Origin of the sequence: Streptacidiphilus cavernicola (assembly GCF_042510955.1) — a bacterium.
Lineage (GTDB): Bacteria > Actinomycetota > Actinomycetes > Streptomycetales > Streptomycetaceae > Streptacidiphilus > Streptacidiphilus cavernicola.
In genome coordinates this window covers 57,953-75,787 of the sequence record NZ_JBHFAB010000022.1, presented here as the reverse complement: position 1 = coordinate 75,787, position 17,835 = coordinate 57,953, and the positions used below count along the sequence as shown (strand labels likewise).

The following is a 17,835-nucleotide window of genomic DNA, read 5'->3' as shown; positions in this document are numbered from 1 at the left end:
CCATGATGTCGTGTCATGGAACCGTTGGGGGCGGGAGATCCGCGACAGATCGGCGCGTACAGACTGCTGGGGCGACTCGGCGCGGGCGGAATGGGCCGGGTCTACCTGGGCCGGACGGCGGGGGGCCGCACCGTCGCGGTGAAGCTGGTGCGCTCCGAACTGGCCGACGACACCGACTTCCGGGCCCGCTTCCGGCAGGAGGTCGCGGCGGCCCGACGGGTCGGCGGGGCCTGGACCGCGGCAGTGCTGGACGCCGACACCGAGAGCGAGCAGCCCTGGGTCGCCAGCGGCTATGTGGCAGGCCCTGGGCTCGATGCCGCGGTGCAGAAGTTCGGCGTGCTGCCGTCCGCGTCGGTGCGGATGCTGGGGGTCGGCCTCGCCGACTCACTGGCCGCGGTCCACGCGACCGGGCTGGTGCACCGCGACCTCAAGCCGTCCAACGTGCTGCTCACCCTGGACGGGCCGCGGCTGATCGACTTCGGCATCGCGCGGGCGATGGACTCGGCGACCGCGCTGACCCGGTCCGGCTACGTGGTCGGCTCGCCCGGCTACATGTCGCCGGAGCAGGGCGCGGGGGAGCAGGCGGGACCGCCCAGCGACGTGTTCTCGCTCGGCGGGGTGCTGGCCTTCGCGGCCACCGGGGTCGGGCCCTTCGGCGACAGCGTCAGCGCGCCGGTGCTGCTCTACCGGGTGATGCACGAGCCGCCGCGGCTGGACGGGATGGGCGGCGCGGACGGCTCGGACGGAGCAGACGGCTCGGACGCCTCGGTCGGCGCGGCCGATCAGGAGCTGCGCGCGATCGTCGAACGCTGCCTGGCGAAGCGGCCGGAGGACCGGCCGACACCGGCCGAGCTGCGGCAACTGCTGGGCGGGGTCGGCCCTTCGGACGGCTGGCTGCCGCCGCTGCTGGTCGCCTCGGTCGGCCGGGCCACCGCCGAGCTGCTCGACCTGGAGACGGTGGGCGAGCCCTTCCCGGGCGCGGGCCCGTGGCCGACGGACGGTGCGGGGTCGCACGGGTCGGGGTCGCACGGGTTGGGGCCGGGCGGGCCCGGGGCCTACGGATCGGGGCCGTCCGGGCCGGGGACGGGCGCGACCGGAGCGGGCTTCGGGCCCGCGCCGGTGATGGGCGGGACACCTGCCGGTGCGACCCCTGCTGGTGCCACCCCGGCGTACGGGTACGGTGCAGGCGGGGCCAGCGGCGTACCCGCCGCAGGCGGGACGGGTGGGTTCGCGCCTACGGACGCCCTGCCGGGCGGGTATCCGCCCCCGTACCCGCCCCAGACCCCGTACCCGCAGCAGCCCCCGACCCCGCCCTCCGCCGGGAACGGCCGACGGGTGGCGATCGGCGGGGCGGCCGTGCTGGTGCTACTCGCGGCTGTGCTGGTGCCGCTGCTGCTCAGCGACAAGGGGACGCCGTCGGCGAGCACCGGCGGGACCGGGGGGTCGAGCGCCCCGGTGATCCAGCAGGGCACCACCGCGCCCAGCGGCACCGGCACCACCACCGGCACAAGCACCGGCACCGGGACGGGAGGCGCCCCCGGCGCGGTGCCGTCGCCGCCTCCCGCGCCGTCACCCGGGCCGAGCAGCCCCAACGTCGTCCCGGCCGCCTTCCTCGGCACCTGGACCGCGGTGATGACCACCTCGGACGGGCTGCTCAGCGAGCCGACCACGATCACCATCCGGCCCGCAGCGGCCGGTGCCGAGAACACCACCAGCATCACCACGGTCACCGGCCTCAACGCGGCCTGTCTCGGCGGCGAGGTGATGGTGTCGTCGACCAAGACCTCGATCACCTTCAGCGACCGGCTGCTGCCCGGCAGCACGGCCGGACTCTGCTCGGCCGGCACCGGCACCCAGCTGTTCACGCTCAACCCGGACGGCACCCTGCACCACCGGGACGACGCCCCGGGCAGCGGCAACCCCAGCGGGGACTTCCGCAAGGTGAAGTGAGGGGCTGGCGTACGCTGAGCGCTGTCTGGGTTTCGCGACGGATTGTCGCGAACCTGCGACAGACCACCGTGACATGAGAGGACGCCCGAGGTGCTTGAGACCGCCCAGCCCCAGGAGACGGATCTGCAGGCTGTCCTCGACCGGGCCGCCGCCGGAGGGCGGATCACGCCGGAGGAGGCGCTGGAGATCTACCGCAGCGCCCCGCTGCACGCCCTCGGCCGGGCCGCCGACGCCGCGCGCCGCCGCCGGTACGCCGGGACCGAGCACATCGCGACGTACATCATCGAACGCAACATCAACTACACCAACGTCTGCGTCACCGCCTGCAAGTTCTGTGCCTTCTACGCGGCCCCCAAGGACGTGGAGAAGGGCTGGTCCCGCGACCTGGAGGAGATCCTCCGGCGCTGCGCGGAGACGGTCGAGCTCGGCGGCACCCAGATCATGTTCCAGGGCGGGCACCACCCCGACTACGGCGTGGAGTACTACGAGCGGGCCTTCTCGGCGATCAAGAAGGACTTCCCGCAGCTGGTGATCCACTCGCTCGGCGCGTCCGAGATCGAGCACATGTCGCGGATCTCCGGGGTGACCGCCGAGGAGGCGATCCGCCGGATCCACGCGGCCGGGCTCGACTCCTTCGCCGGTGCCGGCGCCGAACTGCTGCCGGAGCGCCCGCGCAAGGCCATCGCGCCGCTCAAGGAGTCCGGCGAGCGCTGGCTGGAGATCATGGAGATCGCGCACGGCCTGGGCGTCGAGTCCACCTCCACCATGCTGATGGGCACCGGCGAGACCAACGCCGAGCGGATCGAGCACCTGCGGATGATCCGCGACGTGCAGGACCGCACCGGCGGCTTCCGCGCCTTCATCCCGTACACCTACCAGCCCGAGAACAACCACCTCAAGGGCCGCACCCAGGCCACGCTGTTCGAGTACCTGCGGCTGATCGCGGTGGCCCGGCTGTTCCTCGACAACGTCGCGCACATCCAGGGCTCCTGGCTGACCGTCGGCAAGGAGATGGGGCAGCTGACGCTGCACTACGGCGCGGACGACCTGGGCTCGGTGATGCTGGAGGAGAACGTGGTCTCCTCGGCCGGGGCCAAGCACCGCTCCAACCGGATGGAGCTGATCAACCTGATCCGCTCGGCCGGCCGGGTCCCGGCCCAGCGCGCCACCACCTACGAGCACCTGGTGATCCACGACGACCCGGCGAACGACCCGGTCAACGACCACGCGTACTCGCACATCGCGTCCACCGCGATCAGCGGGGGCACCGCGCACCCGGAGCTGAAGCTCCTCAACGCCAACTGACGCCGCGTTGCTGACTCTTCACATCGGCGCGGACCAAGGCGTGCTGGTGGACGGCGAACTGGTGGCCGCGGTCGGCCCGGCCGCGGAGCTGGAGGCGGCGTACCCGGCGGTCCGGGTGCGCCGTTGGCGCGGCACGCTCGGGCCCGGACGGCTGCACCGGGGGCCGCTGCCGGACGCGCCCAGCGCGCGCGAGCGGGTGCACGCCCTGCTTCGCACCGGTGCGACCGCGGCCTGCCCCGAGCACCTCGCCGACCCGGAGCTGCGCACCGCCGCGAGCCGCAACGGTCTCGCGGTCGCCGACCGTGATCCGGTGCTGGCCGTGGGCGGCCGGGCGGACCTGGCGGTGTTCGCCGAGGACGGCGCGTGCCTGGCCACGGTCCTCGGCGGACGGCTGGTGCACCGCCGGGCGTGAGCCCGGTCCACGGCAAGACCCGCGGTCCTTCCGGCGGGGCCGTGTGCACCGGGATGAGCGGGCTGTGTACGAGCGTGGACAATGGGGTGCGTGACCCGAGCCTCCCTGGACAAGCAGCCGCACGAAGTCGCCTCGATGTTCGACGACGTGGCGGCCAAGTACGACCTCACCAACGACGTGCTCTCGCTGGGCCAGGCCCGGCTCTGGCGTAAGGCCGTCGCCCGCGCGGTGGACGCCCGGCCGGGCGACCGGGTGCTGGACCTTGCCGCCGGGACGGCGACCTCGTCGCTGCCCTTCGCCGAGGCCGGGGCGACCGTCGTGCCCTGCGACTTCTCGCTCGGGATGCTGCGCGAGGGCAAGCGCCGACACCCCGAACTGCCGCTTACCGCGGGGGACGCGACCCGGCTGCCGTTCGCCGACGGCGTGTTCGACGCCGTCACCATCTCCTTCGGCCTGCGCAACGTCCAGGACACCGACGCCGCGCTGCGCGAGCTGCTCCGGGTCACCCGGCCCGGCGGCCGGGTGGTCATCTGCGAGTTCAGCCACCCCACCTGGGCGCCGTTCCGCACCGTCTACACCGAGTACCTGATGCGCGCGTTGCCCCCGGCGGCCACCGCGGTCAGCAGCAACCCCGACGCGTACGTCTACCTCGCCGACTCCATCCGGGCCTGGCCGGACCAGCCCGCGCTGGCGGCCCGGCTGCAGCAGGCGGGCTGGTCCAGGGTCGCCTGGCGCAACCTCACCGGCGGCATCGTCGCCCTGCACCGCGGCACCCGCGCCTGAGGCCGGGGCCTGAGGTCGAACGCTGAGGCCAAGCCCTGAAGCCGAGCCCTGAGGCCGAGGGTCGACGGCTCCTAGGAACGGGCCGACCCCTCCGGCCAGATCCGGTGGACGTAGGTGCCCCGGGCCTCGGCGCGGGCGACCGCGTCGGCGATGCCGTCGTCCGGGCCGCCGTCCCAGACCGCGACGAGTTCGTCGACCAGGCTGAGCAGCGAGTCGGTGGGGTCGAGGCCGGGTGCCAGCCGGTGCACCGCGCGGGCCTGTCGCAGCAGCGGCGCGGCGGAGGGCGCGGTCGGTGCGCCGATCGCCTCCAGCACTCCGCCGTGCTCCAGGACCGCGCTGGCGAACCAGGTCTCCGGACCCTCGCCGAGCGGGCTGACGCCGACCAGGCCGTAGGTCTGGTAGCCGGTCACCAGCTTCCACAGTTCGCCGCGGACCAGCATCTCGGTGATCTCCGACAGGTCGCGGTGACCCGTGACTCCGATGTGCATCAACGCTCCCGGGTGATCTAGGTGGGGGATCCGGTTCAGGGTAGGGGTATCTCCTAGACTGCGCAGTGGCCCCCGTGTGGGCTGCCGTGCGTTCCCCACGAGAGCAGCAGGAGTCCAGGTGTCGCAGGTGTCGCAGGTGACCCAGCAGGCCGCAGCCGTCGAGGCGGAAGCCGACGTGATCGTCGTCGGGGCCGGCCCGGCGGGCGCGACCACGGCGTACCACCTGGCTCGGGCCGGTCTTGAGGTGCTGCTGCTGGAGAAGGCGCAGTTCCCCCGGGAGAAGGTGTGCGGGGACGGGCTGACCCCGCGCGCCACCAAGCAGTTGGTGGACATGGGGATCGACATCTCCGAGGAGGCCGGCTGGCTGCGCAACAAGGGCCTGCGGATCATCGGCGGCGGGGTGCGGCTGGAACTGGACTGGCCGGAGCTGGCGAGCTTCCCGGACTACGGCCTGGTCCGCAAGCGCGCCGACTTCGACGAACTGCTGGCGAGCCAGGCCGAGAAGGCCGGCGCCAAGCTGCACCAGCTCTGCAACGTCACCGGCCCGGTGCTGGACGAGCGGACCGGACGGATCGTCGGCGTGACCGCCAGGCTGGGCGAGGCTGCGACATCCAAAGACAGGCGCGAAGTCACCTTCCGGGCGCCGCTGGTGGTCGCCGCGGACGGCAACTCCACCCGGCTCTCCCTGGCCATGGGCCTGCACCGGCGCGAGGACCGGCCGATGGGCGTCGCCTACCGCACCTACTTCAACTCGCCGCGCAGCGACGACGACTACCTGGAGTCCTGGCTGGAGCTGTGGGACCGGCGCGGCGGCCAGGAGAAGCTGCTGCCCGGCTACGGCTGGATCTTCGGCATGGGCGACGGCACCAGCAACGTCGGCCTGGGGCTGCTGAACACCACCAAGTCGTTCAAGGACATCGACTACCGCGACCTGCTCAGGGTCTGGTGCGCGGGGATGCCCGAGGAGTGGGGCTACACCCCCGAGAACATGACCGAGCCGATCCGCGGGGCCGCCCTGCCGATGGCCTTCAACCGACAGCCGCACTACACCCGGGGCTTCCTGCTGGTCGGCGACGCGGGCGGGATGGTCAACCCGTTCAACGGCGAGGGCATCGCCTATGCGATGGAATCCGGCCAGATCGCGGCCGGGGTGATCGTCCAGGCGCTGGCCCGGCAGACCGACCTGGGGCGGGAGCGGGCGCTCGAGGCGTATCCGAAGATCCTCAAGGAGGTCTACGGCGGGTACTACTCGCTGGGGCGCGGCTTCGTGAAGGCGATCGGCAACCCGCTGGTGATGCGGATGGCGGCGCAGCACGGGCTGACCCACCCGGTGCTGATGAAGTTCGTCCTCAAGCTGCTGGCGAACCTGACCGACCCGCAGGGCGGCGACGCGATGGACCGGATCATCAACGGCCTGGCCAAGGTGGCCCCCAGGGCCTGATCCCGACAGGCAGTAGGACGGAACGGCGCGGACCGAGGAGACTCCGGCCGCGCCGTTCCGCGTCTGCGCGGGGACGCCGTCAACGCTCCTGCTCCGGAGCCACCCGGTCGTGGCCGGAATCCAATAACACGGGTGTCGTTCCCCGGCAAAACTTGCTTCGGACTGTCGTCGGATGCTAGTTCCCGGGCCGCTGACCTGCGTTGTCAGTGGCAGGGTCTACGGTTTGTGAACGGAGGCACACGCCCTGTGGCTGATTTTGCCCGTTCATTACTTCATGATCATTCATCAGGTGGCGTAGATCACATTGAAGGGGCTGACACCCGTGTCGCAGATCACATGCGAACGGGCATAGGATGCAGCCGTCTTGGGGGCTTGTGAACTGCCTCACATGAGGTGATCACGCTCCCGAGCTGTACGGACTAGCAGTCACCGACAGGGAAGTCGGAACGGACTGACGCCTGGGAGGTCGTTCGGTATGAACGCATATGCGCCGATTCTGGTACTTGGCGCCCTCGCGGCTGCCTTCGCAGTCGGCTCCGTGGCGATGGCCGCGCTGACCGGCCCGAAGCGGTACAACCGCGCCAAATTGGACGCCTACGAGTGCGGGATCGAGCCGACGCCGCAGCCGGAGGGCGGCGGGCGCTTCCCGATCAAGTACTACCTGACGGCGATGCTCTTCATCGTCTTCGACATCGAGATCGTCTTCCTCTACCCCTGGGCCGTCTCCTTCGACTCCCTGGGGATCTTCGGCCTGGTCGAGATGGTGCTGTTCATCGCCACCGTCTTCGTCGCCTACGCCTACGTCTGGCGGCGCGGGGGCCTGGAGTGGGACTGACCGGCTGTCGCCGTCGCACGACCATCACCACCACGTCCACCGAGAGCTGAGAGGACACCGGATGGGTATCGAGGAGAAGCTGCCCGGGGGCTTCCTGCTCACCTCGGTCGAGCAGGCCGCCGGGTGGGTGCGGAAGAGTTCGCTCTTCCCGGCCACCTTCGGACTCGCCTGCTGCGCCATCGAGATGATGACGACCGGCGCCGGCCGCTACGACCTGGCCCGCTTCGGCATGGAGGTCTTCCGGGGCTCCCCGCGCCAGGCCGACCTGATGATCGTGGCCGGCCGGGTGAGCCAGAAGATGGCCCCGGTGGTCCGCCAGGTCTACGACCAGATGGCCAACCCCAAGTGGGTCATCTCGATGGGCGTCTGCGCCTCGTCGGGCGGGATGTTCAACAACTACGCGATCGTCCAGGGCGTCGACCACGTGATCCCGGTCGACATCTACCTGCCCGGCTGTCCGCCGCGGCCGGAGATGCTGATGGACGCGATCCTCAAGCTGCACGAGCAGATCCGCCACGAGAAGCTCGGCGTCCAGAAGGCCAGGGCGCAGGAGGAAGCGGAGCGGCAGGCGCTGCAGGCGGTCCCGACGATCGAGATGAAGGGGCTGCTCCGGTGAGCGACAACCAGGACGACAGCCAGGAAGGCGGCGTGCCGACCCCGCGCCCCGGAGCCACCGAGCTTGAGGTCGTCGGCGTCCGGCACGGCATGTTCGGCGGCGCCAACCCCAGTGAGCACAGCGGCGTCGGCGCCCCCAGCGGCGACACCTCCGGCTACGGCCGGCTGGTCAGCCCGATCGTGCTGCCGGGACCGACCCCCCGCCCGTACGGGCACGGCTGGTTCGACGAGGTGGCGGACGAGTTCGAGGGCGCGCTGGAGGAGCAGGACCTGCTCCCCGGCACGGTGATCGAGAAGACCGTGGTCGAGCACGGCGAGCTCACCTTCCACGTCCGCCGCGAGCACCTGGTCGCGGTGATGCGGACGCTGCGGGACGACCCGGCGCTGCGGTTCGAGCTGTGCACCGGCGTCAGCGGGGTGCACTACCCCGGCGACAAGGGCCGGGAGCTGCACGCGGTCTACCACCTGCGCTCGCTCACCCACACCCGGCTGATCCGGGTGGAGACCTCGGCCCCGGACGACGACCCGCACATCCCGTCCACCTTCGCGGTCTACCCGACCAACGACTGGCACGAGCGGGAGACCTACGACTTCTTCGGCATCGTCTTCGACGGCCACCCGGCGCTCACCCGGATCATGATGCCGGACGACTGGCTGGGCCACCCGCAGCGCAAGGACTACCCCCTCGGCGGGATCGCCGTCGAGTACAAGGGCGCGCAGATCCCGGCTCCCGACCAGCGGAGGTCGTACAACTGATGACGACTCAACACACGGAGGCCCCGGGCCGGGAGACCACCGAGGGCAAGGTCTACACCGTCACCGGTGGCGACTGGGACGAGGTCGTGGCGGCGGCGGCGAAGGCCGACGACGAGCGCATCATCGTCAACATGGGTCCGCAGCACCCGTCCACGCACGGCGTGCTGCGGCTGATCCTGGAGATCGACGGCGAGACGGTCACCGAGGCCAGGTGCGGGATCGGCTACCTGCACACCGGCATCGAGAAGAACATGGAGTTCAGGAACTGGACCCAGGGTTCGACCTTCGTGACCCGGATGGACTACCTGACCCCGCTGTTCAACGAGACCGCCTACTGCCTGGCGGTCGAGCGGCTGCTCGGCATCACCGAGGACATCCCGGAGCGGGCGACCGTGATCCGGGTGCTGATGATGGAGCTCAACCGGATCTCCTCGCACCTGGTCTGCCTGGCCACCGGCGGCATGGAGATCGGCTCCACCACGCTGATGATCTATGGCTTCCGTGACCGGGAGATCATCCTCGACATCTTCGAGCTGGTCACCGGTCTGCGGATGAACCACGCCTACGTCCGCCCCGGCGGCCTGGCGCAGGATCTGCCGCCCGGCGCGATGGACCAGATCCGCGAGGGCGTGAAGACGCTGCGCTCGCGGATGCACGAGTACGACAAGCTGGCCACCAACAACCCGGTGTTCAAGGCCCGGTTGGTGGACGTCGGCTACCTGGACCTGGCCGGCTGCATGGCGCTCGGCGCGACCGGCCCGATCCTGCGCTCCACCGGCCTGCCGCACGACCTGCGCAAGTCCGACCCGTACTGCGGCTACGAGCAGTACGAGTTCGAGGTGCCGACCGCCGACAGTTGCGATTCCTACGGCCGGTTCCTGATCCGGCTGGCCGAGATGGAGCAGTCGCTGCGGATCGTCGAGCAGTGCCTGGACCAGCTGCGCGGCGGCGCCGGGGCGGTCATGGTCGCGGACAAGAAGATCGCTTGGCCCGCGCAGCTGTCGCTGGGCCCGGACGGCATGGGCAACTCCCTCGACCACATCCGCACCATCATGGGCGAGTCGATGGAAGCCCTGATCCACCACTTCAAGCTGGTCACCGAGGGCTTCCACGTCCCGGCCGGACAGGCCTACGTCGCGGTGGAGTCGCCCAAGGGCGAGCTGGGGGTGCACGTCGTCAGCGACGGCGGGACGCGCCCGTACCGGGTGCACTTCCGCGACCCCAGCTTCACGAACCTGCAGTCGATGGCGGCGATGTGCGAGGGCGGACAGGTCGCGGACGTCATCGTCGCGGTGGCCGGGATCGACCCGGTGATGGGAGGCGTGGACCGATGACTGCATCACAGGAGCCGACCCTGCTCGGGTTGCCCGAGCTGCCGGCCAAGGCGTTCCCGGCCGAGGCGCGGACCAGGCTGGACCCGGACGCGGCCGAGCTGATCGGCCGCTACCCGGACAGCCGCTCCGCGCTGCTGCCGCTGCTGCACCTGGTGCAGGCCGAGGAGGGATTCGTCAGCAAGACCGGGATCCGGTACTGCGCCGAGCAGTTGGGTCTCACCACGGCCGAGGTCACCGCGGTCGCCACCTTCTACACCATGTACCGGCGCCGCCCGGCCGGCGAGTACCACGTGGGTGTGTGCACCAACACCCTGTGCGCGGTGCTCGGCGGCGACCAGATCTTCGCCGAGCTGCAGCAGCACCTGGGCATCGGCAACAACGAGACCACCGAGGACGGCGCGATCTCGCTGGAGCACATCGAGTGCAACGCCGCCTGCGACTACGCGCCGGTGGTGATGGTGAACTGGGAGTTCTTCGACAACCAGACCCCGGACAGCGCCCGGCAGCTGGTCGACGACCTGCGCGCGGGCGGCCAGGACGTCCGGCCCACCCGCGGCGCCAAGCTGTGCGGCTTCCGCGACACCGCCCGGATCCTGGCCGGCTTCCCGGACGAGCGCGAGGGCGCGGTGCACGAGTCCGGCGCCGGCGGCGCGGCCACCATGGCCGGCCTGCGGCTGGCCCGCGGCGAGACCCTGCCGGGGACGGCCGCCGCCCGCGTGGTCGCCCCGCGGCACGAGGGGTCCACCGCGTCGGCCGAGACCCCGGCCGCGACGGCGTCGCCCGGCCCGGAGCAGACCCCCAGCGCGCACGACGCCGACACCCCCGCCCAGACCGCAGCCTCCGACCCGGCCCACTCGGCCGGACCCGTCGGCGACGCGGACCCCGCCGCCCCGGAAGGAGACGCGGAGTGACCGCCGAGCACCCGGAGAAGCTGCTCTCCCCGGTCCTGTCCGACAGCTGGGACGACGACCGTCCCTGGACCCTGGACACCTACCGCCGCCACGACGGTTACAAGGGCCTGCACGAGGCCCTGCGGATGGACCCGGACGCGGTGATCGCGCTGGTCAAGGACGCCGGGCTGCGCGGTCGCGGCGGCGCCGGGTTCCCCACCGGGATGAAGTGGCAGTTCATCCCGCAGGGCGACGGCAAGCCGCACTACCTGGTGGTGAACGCGGACGAGTCCGAGCCCGGCACCTGCAAGGACATCCCGCTGCTGTTCGCCAACCCGCACGTGCTGATCGAGGGCATGGTGATCGCCAGCTACGCGATCCGCTGCAGCCACGCCTTCATCTACCTGCGCGGCGAGACCGTCCCGGTGCTGCGCCGGCTGCAGGCCGCCGTGGCCGAGGCGTACCAGGCCGGATACCTCGGCAAGGACGTCCTCGGCTCCGGCTTCGACCTGGACATCACCGTCCACGCCGGGGCCGGCGCCTACATCTGCGGCGAGGAGACGGCGCTGCTGGACTCGTTGGAGGGGCGCCGCGGCCAGCCCCGGCTGCGTCCGCCGTTCCCGGCCATCGCCGGGCTCTACGCCTGCCCGACCGTGGTCAACAACGTCGAGTCGATCGCCTCGGTGCCCAGCATCCTGCACCGGGGCAAGGAGTGGTTCCGGAGCATGGGCAGCGAGAAGTCGCCCGGCTTCACCCTCTACTCGCTCTCCGGCCACGTCACCAACCCCGGCCAGTACGAGGCCCCGCTCGGGGTGACCCTGCGTCAACTGCTGGACATGACCGGCGGGGTGCGCGAGGGCCACCGGCTGAAGTTCTGGACTCCCGGCGGCTCCTCCACCCCGATGTTCACCGACCAGCACCTCGACGTCCCGCTGGACTACGAGGGCGTCGCCGCGGCCGGGTCGATGCTCGGCACCAAGGCGCTGCAGGTCTTCGACGAGACCACCTGCGTGGTCCGCGCGGTGACCCGGTGGACCGAGTTCTACGCGCACGAGTCCTGCGGCAAGTGCACCCCCTGCCGTGAGGGCACCTACTGGCTGGTCCAGCTGCTGCGCCGGATCGAGGACGGCAAGGGCGTCGAGGGCGACCTCGAGAAGCTCAACGACATCGCCGACAACATCAACGGCAAGTCCTTCTGCGCCCTCGGCGACGGCGCCGCCAGCCCGATCTTCTCCTCGCTGCAGTACTTCCGCGAGGAGTACGAGCAGCACCTCCGCGAGGGCCGCTGCCCGTTCGACCCGGCCGCCTCCACGGTCTGGGCCGACGACGCCCGCGGCCCGCGCGGCCACGTACCCACCCACACCACCGCCCAGGAGAAGGGGGTGCTCGCATGACGACAGTGGCCAACACCCCCGGGACGCCGGCGGCTCCACCACCCGAGGAGCTGCTCGCCGTCACCATCGACGGCGTGCAGGTGCACGTGCCCAAGGGCACCCTCATCATCCGCGCCGCCGAACTGGTCGGCGTCCAGGTCCCGCGCTTCTGCGACCACCCGCTGCTGGACCCGGTCGGGGCCTGCCGCCAGTGCATCGTCGAGGTCGAGGGCCAGCGCAAGCCGGTCGCGTCCTGCACCATGACGGTCACCGACGGCATGGTGGTCCGCACCCAGCTCAGCTCGCCGGTCGCCGAGAAGGCGCAGCACGGCGTGATGGAGCTGCTGCTGATCAACCACCCGCTGGACTGCCCGGTCTGCGACAAGGGCGGCGAGTGCCCGCTGCAGAACCAGGCGCTGTCGCACGGCCAGTCCGACAGCCGGTTCGAGGGCGTCAAGCGAACCTACGAGAAGCCGATGCCGATCAGCACCCAGGTGCTGCTGGACCGCGAGCGCTGTGTGCTGTGTGCGCGCTGCACCCGGTTCAGCGAGCAGATCGCCGGCGACCCGTTCATCGAGCTGCTGGAGCGCGGCGCGCTGGAGCAGGTCGGCATCGGCGACGGGGACGACTTCCGCTCCTACTTCTCCGGCAACACCATCCAGATCTGCCCGGTGGGCGCGCTGACCTCGGCCGCCTACCGGTTCCGCTCGCGCCCGTTCGACCTGGTCTCCTCGCCCGGCGTGTGCGAGCACTGCTCGTCCGGCTGCGCGATCCGCACCGACCACCGGCGCGGCAAGGTGATGCGCCGGCTGGCCGGTGACGACCCGTCGGTGAACGAGGAGTGGTCCTGCGACAAGGGCCGCTTCGGCTTCCGCTACGCGCAGTCGCGGGAGCGGCTGGAGACCCCGCTGGTCCGCGGCGCGGACGGCGAACTGGCCCCGGCCTCCTGGCCGGAGGCGCTGCGGGCCGCCGCGGCCGGGCTGGTCAGGGGCCGGACCGGGGTGCTGGTCGGCGGCCGTTCCACGGTCGAGGACGCCTACGCCTACGCCAAGTTCGCCCGGCTCGCGCTGGGCACCAACGACGTGGACTTCCGGGCCCGGGTGCACAGCGCGGAGGAGGCCGACTTCCTGGCCGCCGCGGTCGCCGGGCACGGCGTCGACCTGGACGGCACCGGCCCCGGCTACCAGGACCTGGAGGCCGCCCCGGCGGCGCTGCTGGTCGGCTTCGAGCCGGAGGAGGAGTCGCCGATCGTCTTCCTGCGGCTCCGCAAGGCCGCCAGGACCAAGCAGCTCAAGGTCTACTCGGTGGCCGCGTACGCCAGCCGCGGGCTGGCCAAGCTCGGCGGGCGGCTGCTCCCGGCGGCCCCCGGCACCGAGGCGGAGTGGCTGGAGGCCCTGGCCGACGGCGACCCGCTGGACGGGGACGCGGGCGCGGCCGCCGCCGCGCTGCGCGAGCCCGGCGCGGTGCTGATCGTCGGCGAGCGGCTGGCCGGGGTCCCCGGCGCGCTGAGCGCCGCGGTCCGGCTGGCCCGCAGCACCGGGGCCCGGCTGGCCTGGATTCCGCGCCGGGCCGGGGAGCGCGGTGCGGTCGAGGCCGGCGCGCTGCCGGGCCTGCTGCCCGGCGGACGCCCGGTCACCGAGCCGGAGAGCCGGGCGCAGACGGCGGCGGTCTGGGGCGTCGCCCCGGAGCAGCTGCCCGCGCGCTTCGGCCGCGACACCACCGGCATCCTCACCGCCGCGGCCAACGGCGACCTGGACGCGCTGCTGGTCGGCGGGGTGGACCCGGCCGACCTGGCCGATCCGGCCGCCGCCGAGGCGGCGCTGGACCGGGTCGGCTTCGTGGTCAGCCTGGAGCTGCGGCCCTCCGCGGTCACCGACCGGGCCGACGTGGTCCTGCCGGTCGCCGCGGTGGCCGAGAAGGCCGGTACCTTCCTGGACTGGGAGGGCCGGGTCCGGCTGTTCGAGCCCGCGCTGAAGGCCGACCAGCTGACCCGCCGTCACCTGTCCAGCGACCTGCGGGTGCTGCAGATGCTGGCGGACGCCCTGGGCGTGCCGCTGGGCCTGCCGGACACCACTGCCGCCCGCCGCGAGCTGGACGCCCTGGGCGGCTGGACCGGCGAGCGGGCCGAGGCCCCGTCCGAGCCGGCCCGGCCGCTGCCGCGGCCGACCGCGGGCGAGGCGGTGCTCGGCGGCTGGCGCCAACTGCTGGACCACGGCTCGCTGCAGGACGGCGACACCGCGCTGGCCGGCACCCGGCACCCGGCGGTCGCCCGGCTCTCGCCGGCCACCGCCGCCGAGGTCGGCATCGCCGAGGGCGCGCCGCTCACCGTCTCCGGACCGGCCGGCACGGTCACGCTGCCGCTGGTGCTCACCCCCGACCTGCCCGACCGGGTGGTCTGGATCCCGCTCAACTCCACCCCCGGCGGCGCGTTCCGCGCCCTCGGCGCGGTGCCCGGCCGGGTGGTGGGCCTCAGCCAGGCCGCCGCGCAGCCCGGGGCCGCCGCTGACCCCCTGGCCCCGGCGCTGCGTGGAACCCACGACCCCGCCACCACTTACGAAGGGGGCAACTGATGGCCCCGCAGGGAGTTCTCCTCGCCAGTGAGGACCTGACGGTGTTCGGGACCGACCCGTGGTGGATGGTCCTCCTCAAGGCGGTGTTCTGCTTCGCCTTCCTGCTGGTGACCGTGCTGGTGGCGATCGTCTGGGAGCGCAAGGTCGTCGCCTGGATGCAGCTGCGGATCGGCCCCAACCGGCACGGCCCCTGGGGCATGCTGCAGAGCCTCGCCGACGGCGTGAAGCTCGCGCTCAAGGAAGACCTGGTGGTGACCGCCTCCGACAAGGTGGTGTTCATCCTGGCACCGGTGATCTCGGCGATCCCGGCCTTCCTGGCGGTCGCGGTGATCCCGTTCGGCCCGGCCGACCACGAGATCAGCATCTTCGGCACCCGCACCACCATGCAGCTGACCGACCTGCCGGTGGCGATGCTCTACATCCTCGCCGCCGCCTCGGTCGGGGTGTACGGCATCGTGCTGGCGGGCTGGGCCTCCGGCTCGACCTACCCGCTGCTCGGCGGGCTGCGCTCGGCCGCGCAGGTGATCTCCTACGAGATCGCCATGGGCCTGTCCTTCGCGGCGGTGTTCATCTACTCCGGGACGATGTCGACCTCCGGCATCGTCGACGCGCAGGCGCACACCTGGTTCGTCTGCCTGCTGCCGGTCAGCTTCGTGATCTACATCATCTCGATGGTCGGTGAGACCAACCGCGCCCCCTTCGACCTCCCCGAGGCCGAGGGCGAGCTGGTCGGCGGCTTCAACACCGAGTACTCCTCGCTGAAGTTCGCGATGTTCATGCTGGCCGAGTACATCAACATGGTCACCGTCTCCGCGGTCGCCTCGGTGCTGTTCCTCGGCGGCTGGCGTGCCCCCTGGCCGATCAGCACCTTCTGGGCCGGGGCCAACCACGGCTGGTTCCCGATGATCTGGATCATCGTCAAGATCCAGCTGCTGCTGTTCTTCTTCATCTGGCTCCGCGGCACGCTGCCCCGGCTGCGCTACGACCAGTTCATGAAGCTGGGCTGGAAGGTCCTGATCCCGGTCTCGCTGGTCTGGCTGGTGATGGTCGCCACCTTCCGCGCGCTGCGGAACCAGGGCTACAGCTTCGGCCAGAACGCCCTGTACATCGGTGGCGCGGTGGTGGTCCTGCTGCTGCTCTCGATCCTCTGGGACTCGCTCCGCAGGAAGCCTGAGCCGGTCGCGGCAGCGGACCCGGCGGACTTCGACCCGATGGCGGGCGGCTTCCCCGTCCCGCCGCTGCCGGGCCAGCAGCTGCCGCCGGTCCCGCGCCGGCGCTCCCGTACCGAGGAAACCGTTGCAGCTCTGAAGGGAGCGGATGACGATGCCTGACATGTTGGGACCGGCCGCAGGCTTCGGCGTGACCTTCACGGCCATGTTCAAGAAGCGGCTCACCGAGCAGTACCCGGAGTACAAGAAGCCCACCGCGCCCCGCTTCCACGGCCGGCACCAGCTCAACCGGCACCCGGACGGGCTGGAGAAGTGCGTCGGCTGCGAGCTGTGCGCCTGGGCCTGCCCGGCGGACGCGATCTACGTCGAGGGCGCCGACAACACCGACGAGGAGCGCTACTCCCCGGGGGAGCGCTACGGCCGGGTCTACCAGATCAACTACGCCCGCTGCATCCTCTGCGGGCTCTGCATCGAAGCCTGCCCGACCAGGGCTCTGACCATGACCAACGAGTACGAGCTCGCCGACAGCAGCCGCGAGTCGCTGATCTTCACCAAGGAGCAGCTGCTCGCGGGCCTGACCGAGGGCATGGTCGACTCGCCGCACTCGATCTTCCCGGGCACCGACGAGGGCGACTACTACCGGGGCCTGGTCACCGAGGCCGCCCCGGGCACGGTCCGTCAGGTCGCGGTCAGCAAGGGCGAGACCGCCCCCGACACAGAGGAGGCGACCGCATGACGGCGCTCGCCACCCCCCTCACCGGGGCCGCGTCCACCGGGGAGGCGGTCCAGTTCTGGATCCTCGCGGTGATCGCGGTCGCCGGGGCGCTGGGCATGGTGCTCTGCCGCAAGGCGGTGCACTCGGCGCTCTGCCTGGCCGGGACGATGATCGCGCTGGCGGTCTGCTACATGGCCGAGGGCGCGGTCTTCCTGGGCATCGTCCAGATCGTGGTCTACACCGGCGCGATCATGATGCTGTTCCTGTTCGTGGTGATGCTGGTCGGCGTCTCCGGCGAGGACACCGTGAAGGACGCGCTCAAGGGCCAGCGGATCGCCGCCGTGGTCGCCGGGATCGGCTTCGGCGTGCTGCTCTGCGCCGGGATCGTCAACGCCAAGCTGCGCACCTTCACCGGCACCGGCGCGGCCAACGCCAAGGCCGGCGGCAACGTCCAGGGCCTGGCCGTGCTGATCTTCACCAAGTACGTCTGGGCCTTCGAGGTCACCGGCGCGCTGCTGATCACCGCCGCGATCGGGGCCATGGTGCTGACGCACCGTGAGCACACCGAGGAGCGGCAGAGCCAGCGCGAGCTGGCCGAGCAGCGGGTCCGGCTGGGCACCCAGGTCACCCCGCTGCCCGCGCCCGGCGTCTACGCCCGGCACAACGCGGTGGACGTGCCGGGGCTGCTGCCGGACGGCTCGCTGTCCGAGCTGTCGGTCAACCCGACGCTGCGGGCCCGCGGCCAGATGCGGGACGTCAGCGGGGACCTGGTGCACCGGATGGGCGAGCTGGAGCAGTCCACGGCCGGGTACCTCGGCCGCAAGACGCCGAAGCCGCGCACCAGCACCGAGCTGGCCAACATCAACACCCCTGCGGCGACGGTGGAGGAGAGCGAATGAACCCCGTCAACTACCTCTACCTGGCCGCGCTGCTGTTCACCATCGGCGCCACCGGCGTGCTGGTCCGGCGCAACGCGATCGTGCTGTTCATGTGCGTCGAGCTGATGCTGAACGCGTCCAACCTGGCCCTGGTCACCTTCTCCCGGCTGCACGGCAACCTGGACGGTCAGATCATCGCCTTCTTCACCATGGTGGTCGCCGCGGCCGAGGTCGTCGTCGGTCTCGCGATCATCGTGAGTGTCTTCCGCACCCGTCACTCGGCCTCGGTCGACGACACCAACCTCATGAAGCTGTAGCGGC

The 17,835-nt window shown here is 71.6% G+C and carries 17 protein-coding genes; 16 read left to right on the top strand and 1 reads right to left on the bottom strand.

Translation table 11 applies throughout. From position 1 onward, the window contains the following. The first annotated feature begins 15 nt into the window (after positions 1–15). The 4 genes from ACEZDE_RS25595 to ACEZDE_RS25580 all read left to right on the top strand — a co-directional run bounded on the left by ACEZDE_RS25595 (position 16) and on the right by ACEZDE_RS25580 (position 4,450). On the top strand, positions 16–1,950 hold the full coding sequence (locus tag ACEZDE_RS25595; protein ID WP_380540336.1) for a serine/threonine-protein kinase: 1,935 nt from the start codon (positions 16–18) through the stop codon (positions 1,948–1,950). A gap of 90 nt (positions 1,951–2,040) precedes the next feature. Next, entirely contained in the window at positions 2,041–3,255 is a 1,215-nt protein-coding gene (mqnC, locus tag ACEZDE_RS25590) for a cyclic dehypoxanthinyl futalosine synthase (RefSeq protein ID WP_380540333.1), read from the top strand. A gap of 7 nt (positions 3,256–3,262) precedes the next feature. Further along, positions 3,263–3,667 (top strand): imidazolonepropionase-like domain-containing protein, encoded by a 405-nt coding sequence (locus tag ACEZDE_RS25585; RefSeq protein ID WP_380540330.1) that lies wholly within the window; start codon positions 3,263–3,265, stop codon positions 3,665–3,667. Positions 3,668–3,757: 90 nt separating this feature from the next. Beyond that, the gene (locus ACEZDE_RS25580) at positions 3,758–4,450 is read left to right on the top strand and encodes a demethylmenaquinone methyltransferase (RefSeq protein WP_380540327.1); all 693 of its coding nucleotides are present in this window, start codon (positions 3,758–3,760) and stop codon (positions 4,448–4,450) included. A 71-nt stretch (positions 4,451–4,521) separates the two neighbouring features. On the opposite strand, the gene ACEZDE_RS25575 is transcribed toward ACEZDE_RS25580, so the two are convergent. Further along, positions 4,522–4,938 carry a hypothetical protein gene (locus tag ACEZDE_RS25575; RefSeq protein WP_380540324.1) on the bottom strand — a complete coding sequence of 139 codons (417 nt, stop codon included), beginning with the start codon at positions 4,936–4,938 and terminating at the stop codon, positions 4,522–4,524. 136 nt (positions 4,939–5,074) lie between these two features. Here ACEZDE_RS25575 and ACEZDE_RS25570 point away from each other — a divergent pair, with 136 nt between their 5' ends. From ACEZDE_RS25570 to nuoK, 12 genes are all read left to right on the top strand, one after another. Continuing rightward, positions 5,075–6,379, top strand: coding sequence for a geranylgeranyl reductase family protein (locus ACEZDE_RS25570; protein ID WP_380540510.1), 1,305 nt, complete (start codon positions 5,075–5,077; stop codon positions 6,377–6,379). A gap of 475 nt (positions 6,380–6,854) precedes the next feature. Further along, positions 6,855–7,214, top strand: a complete 360-nt coding sequence (locus ACEZDE_RS25565) for an NADH-quinone oxidoreductase subunit A (protein WP_123497258.1) — start codon at positions 6,855–6,857, stop codon at positions 7,212–7,214. A gap of 61 nt (positions 7,215–7,275) precedes the next feature. Beyond that, positions 7,276–7,830: a NuoB/complex I 20 kDa subunit family protein gene (locus tag ACEZDE_RS25560; RefSeq protein WP_380540320.1), complete on the top strand. Its 555-nt coding sequence runs from the start codon at positions 7,276–7,278 to the stop codon at positions 7,828–7,830. A 32-nt stretch (positions 7,831–7,862) separates the two neighbouring features. Further along, positions 7,863–8,585, top strand: a complete 723-nt coding sequence (locus ACEZDE_RS25555) for an NADH-quinone oxidoreductase subunit C (protein WP_380540507.1) — start codon at positions 7,863–7,865, stop codon at positions 8,583–8,585. Continuing rightward, the gene (locus tag ACEZDE_RS25550) at positions 8,585–9,919 is read left to right on the top strand and encodes an NADH-quinone oxidoreductase subunit D (protein ID WP_380540317.1); all 1,335 of its coding nucleotides are present in this window, start codon (positions 8,585–8,587) and stop codon (positions 9,917–9,919) included. The genes ACEZDE_RS25555 and ACEZDE_RS25550 overlap by 1 nt, the downstream gene beginning before the upstream one ends. Beyond that, positions 9,916–10,830 carry an NADH-quinone oxidoreductase subunit NuoE gene (gene nuoE / locus ACEZDE_RS25545; RefSeq protein ID WP_380540314.1) on the top strand — a complete coding sequence of 305 codons (915 nt, stop codon included), beginning with the start codon at positions 9,916–9,918 and terminating at the stop codon, positions 10,828–10,830. The genes ACEZDE_RS25550 and nuoE overlap by 4 nt, the downstream gene beginning before the upstream one ends. Beyond that, positions 10,827–12,203, top strand: a complete 1,377-nt coding sequence (gene nuoF / locus ACEZDE_RS25540) for an NADH-quinone oxidoreductase subunit NuoF (RefSeq protein WP_380540311.1) — start codon at positions 10,827–10,829, stop codon at positions 12,201–12,203. Before nuoE ends, nuoF begins: the two co-directional genes overlap by 4 nt. Then, on the top strand, positions 12,200–14,752 hold the full coding sequence (locus ACEZDE_RS25535; RefSeq protein ID WP_380540308.1) for an NADH-quinone oxidoreductase subunit G: 2,553 nt from the start codon (positions 12,200–12,202) through the stop codon (positions 14,750–14,752). Before nuoF ends, ACEZDE_RS25535 begins: the two co-directional genes overlap by 4 nt. Next, positions 14,752–16,083 carry an NADH-quinone oxidoreductase subunit NuoH gene (gene nuoH / locus ACEZDE_RS25530; RefSeq protein ID WP_380540305.1) on the top strand — a complete coding sequence of 444 codons (1,332 nt, stop codon included), beginning with the start codon at positions 14,752–14,754 and terminating at the stop codon, positions 16,081–16,083. The genes ACEZDE_RS25535 and nuoH overlap by 1 nt, the downstream gene beginning before the upstream one ends. After that, the gene (nuoI, locus tag ACEZDE_RS25525; protein WP_380540303.1) at positions 16,076–16,657 is read left to right on the top strand and encodes an NADH-quinone oxidoreductase subunit NuoI; all 582 of its coding nucleotides are present in this window, start codon (positions 16,076–16,078) and stop codon (positions 16,655–16,657) included. Before nuoH ends, nuoI begins: the two co-directional genes overlap by 8 nt. Then, on the top strand, positions 16,654–17,535 hold the full coding sequence (locus ACEZDE_RS25520; protein WP_380540300.1) for an NADH-quinone oxidoreductase subunit J: 882 nt from the start codon (positions 16,654–16,656) through the stop codon (positions 17,533–17,535). The genes nuoI and ACEZDE_RS25520 overlap by 4 nt, the downstream gene beginning before the upstream one ends. After that, the gene (nuoK, locus tag ACEZDE_RS25515; RefSeq protein WP_030261239.1) at positions 17,532–17,831 is read left to right on the top strand and encodes an NADH-quinone oxidoreductase subunit NuoK; all 300 of its coding nucleotides are present in this window, start codon (positions 17,532–17,534) and stop codon (positions 17,829–17,831) included. Before ACEZDE_RS25520 ends, nuoK begins: the two co-directional genes overlap by 4 nt. Positions 17,832–17,835 lie beyond the last annotated feature (4 nt).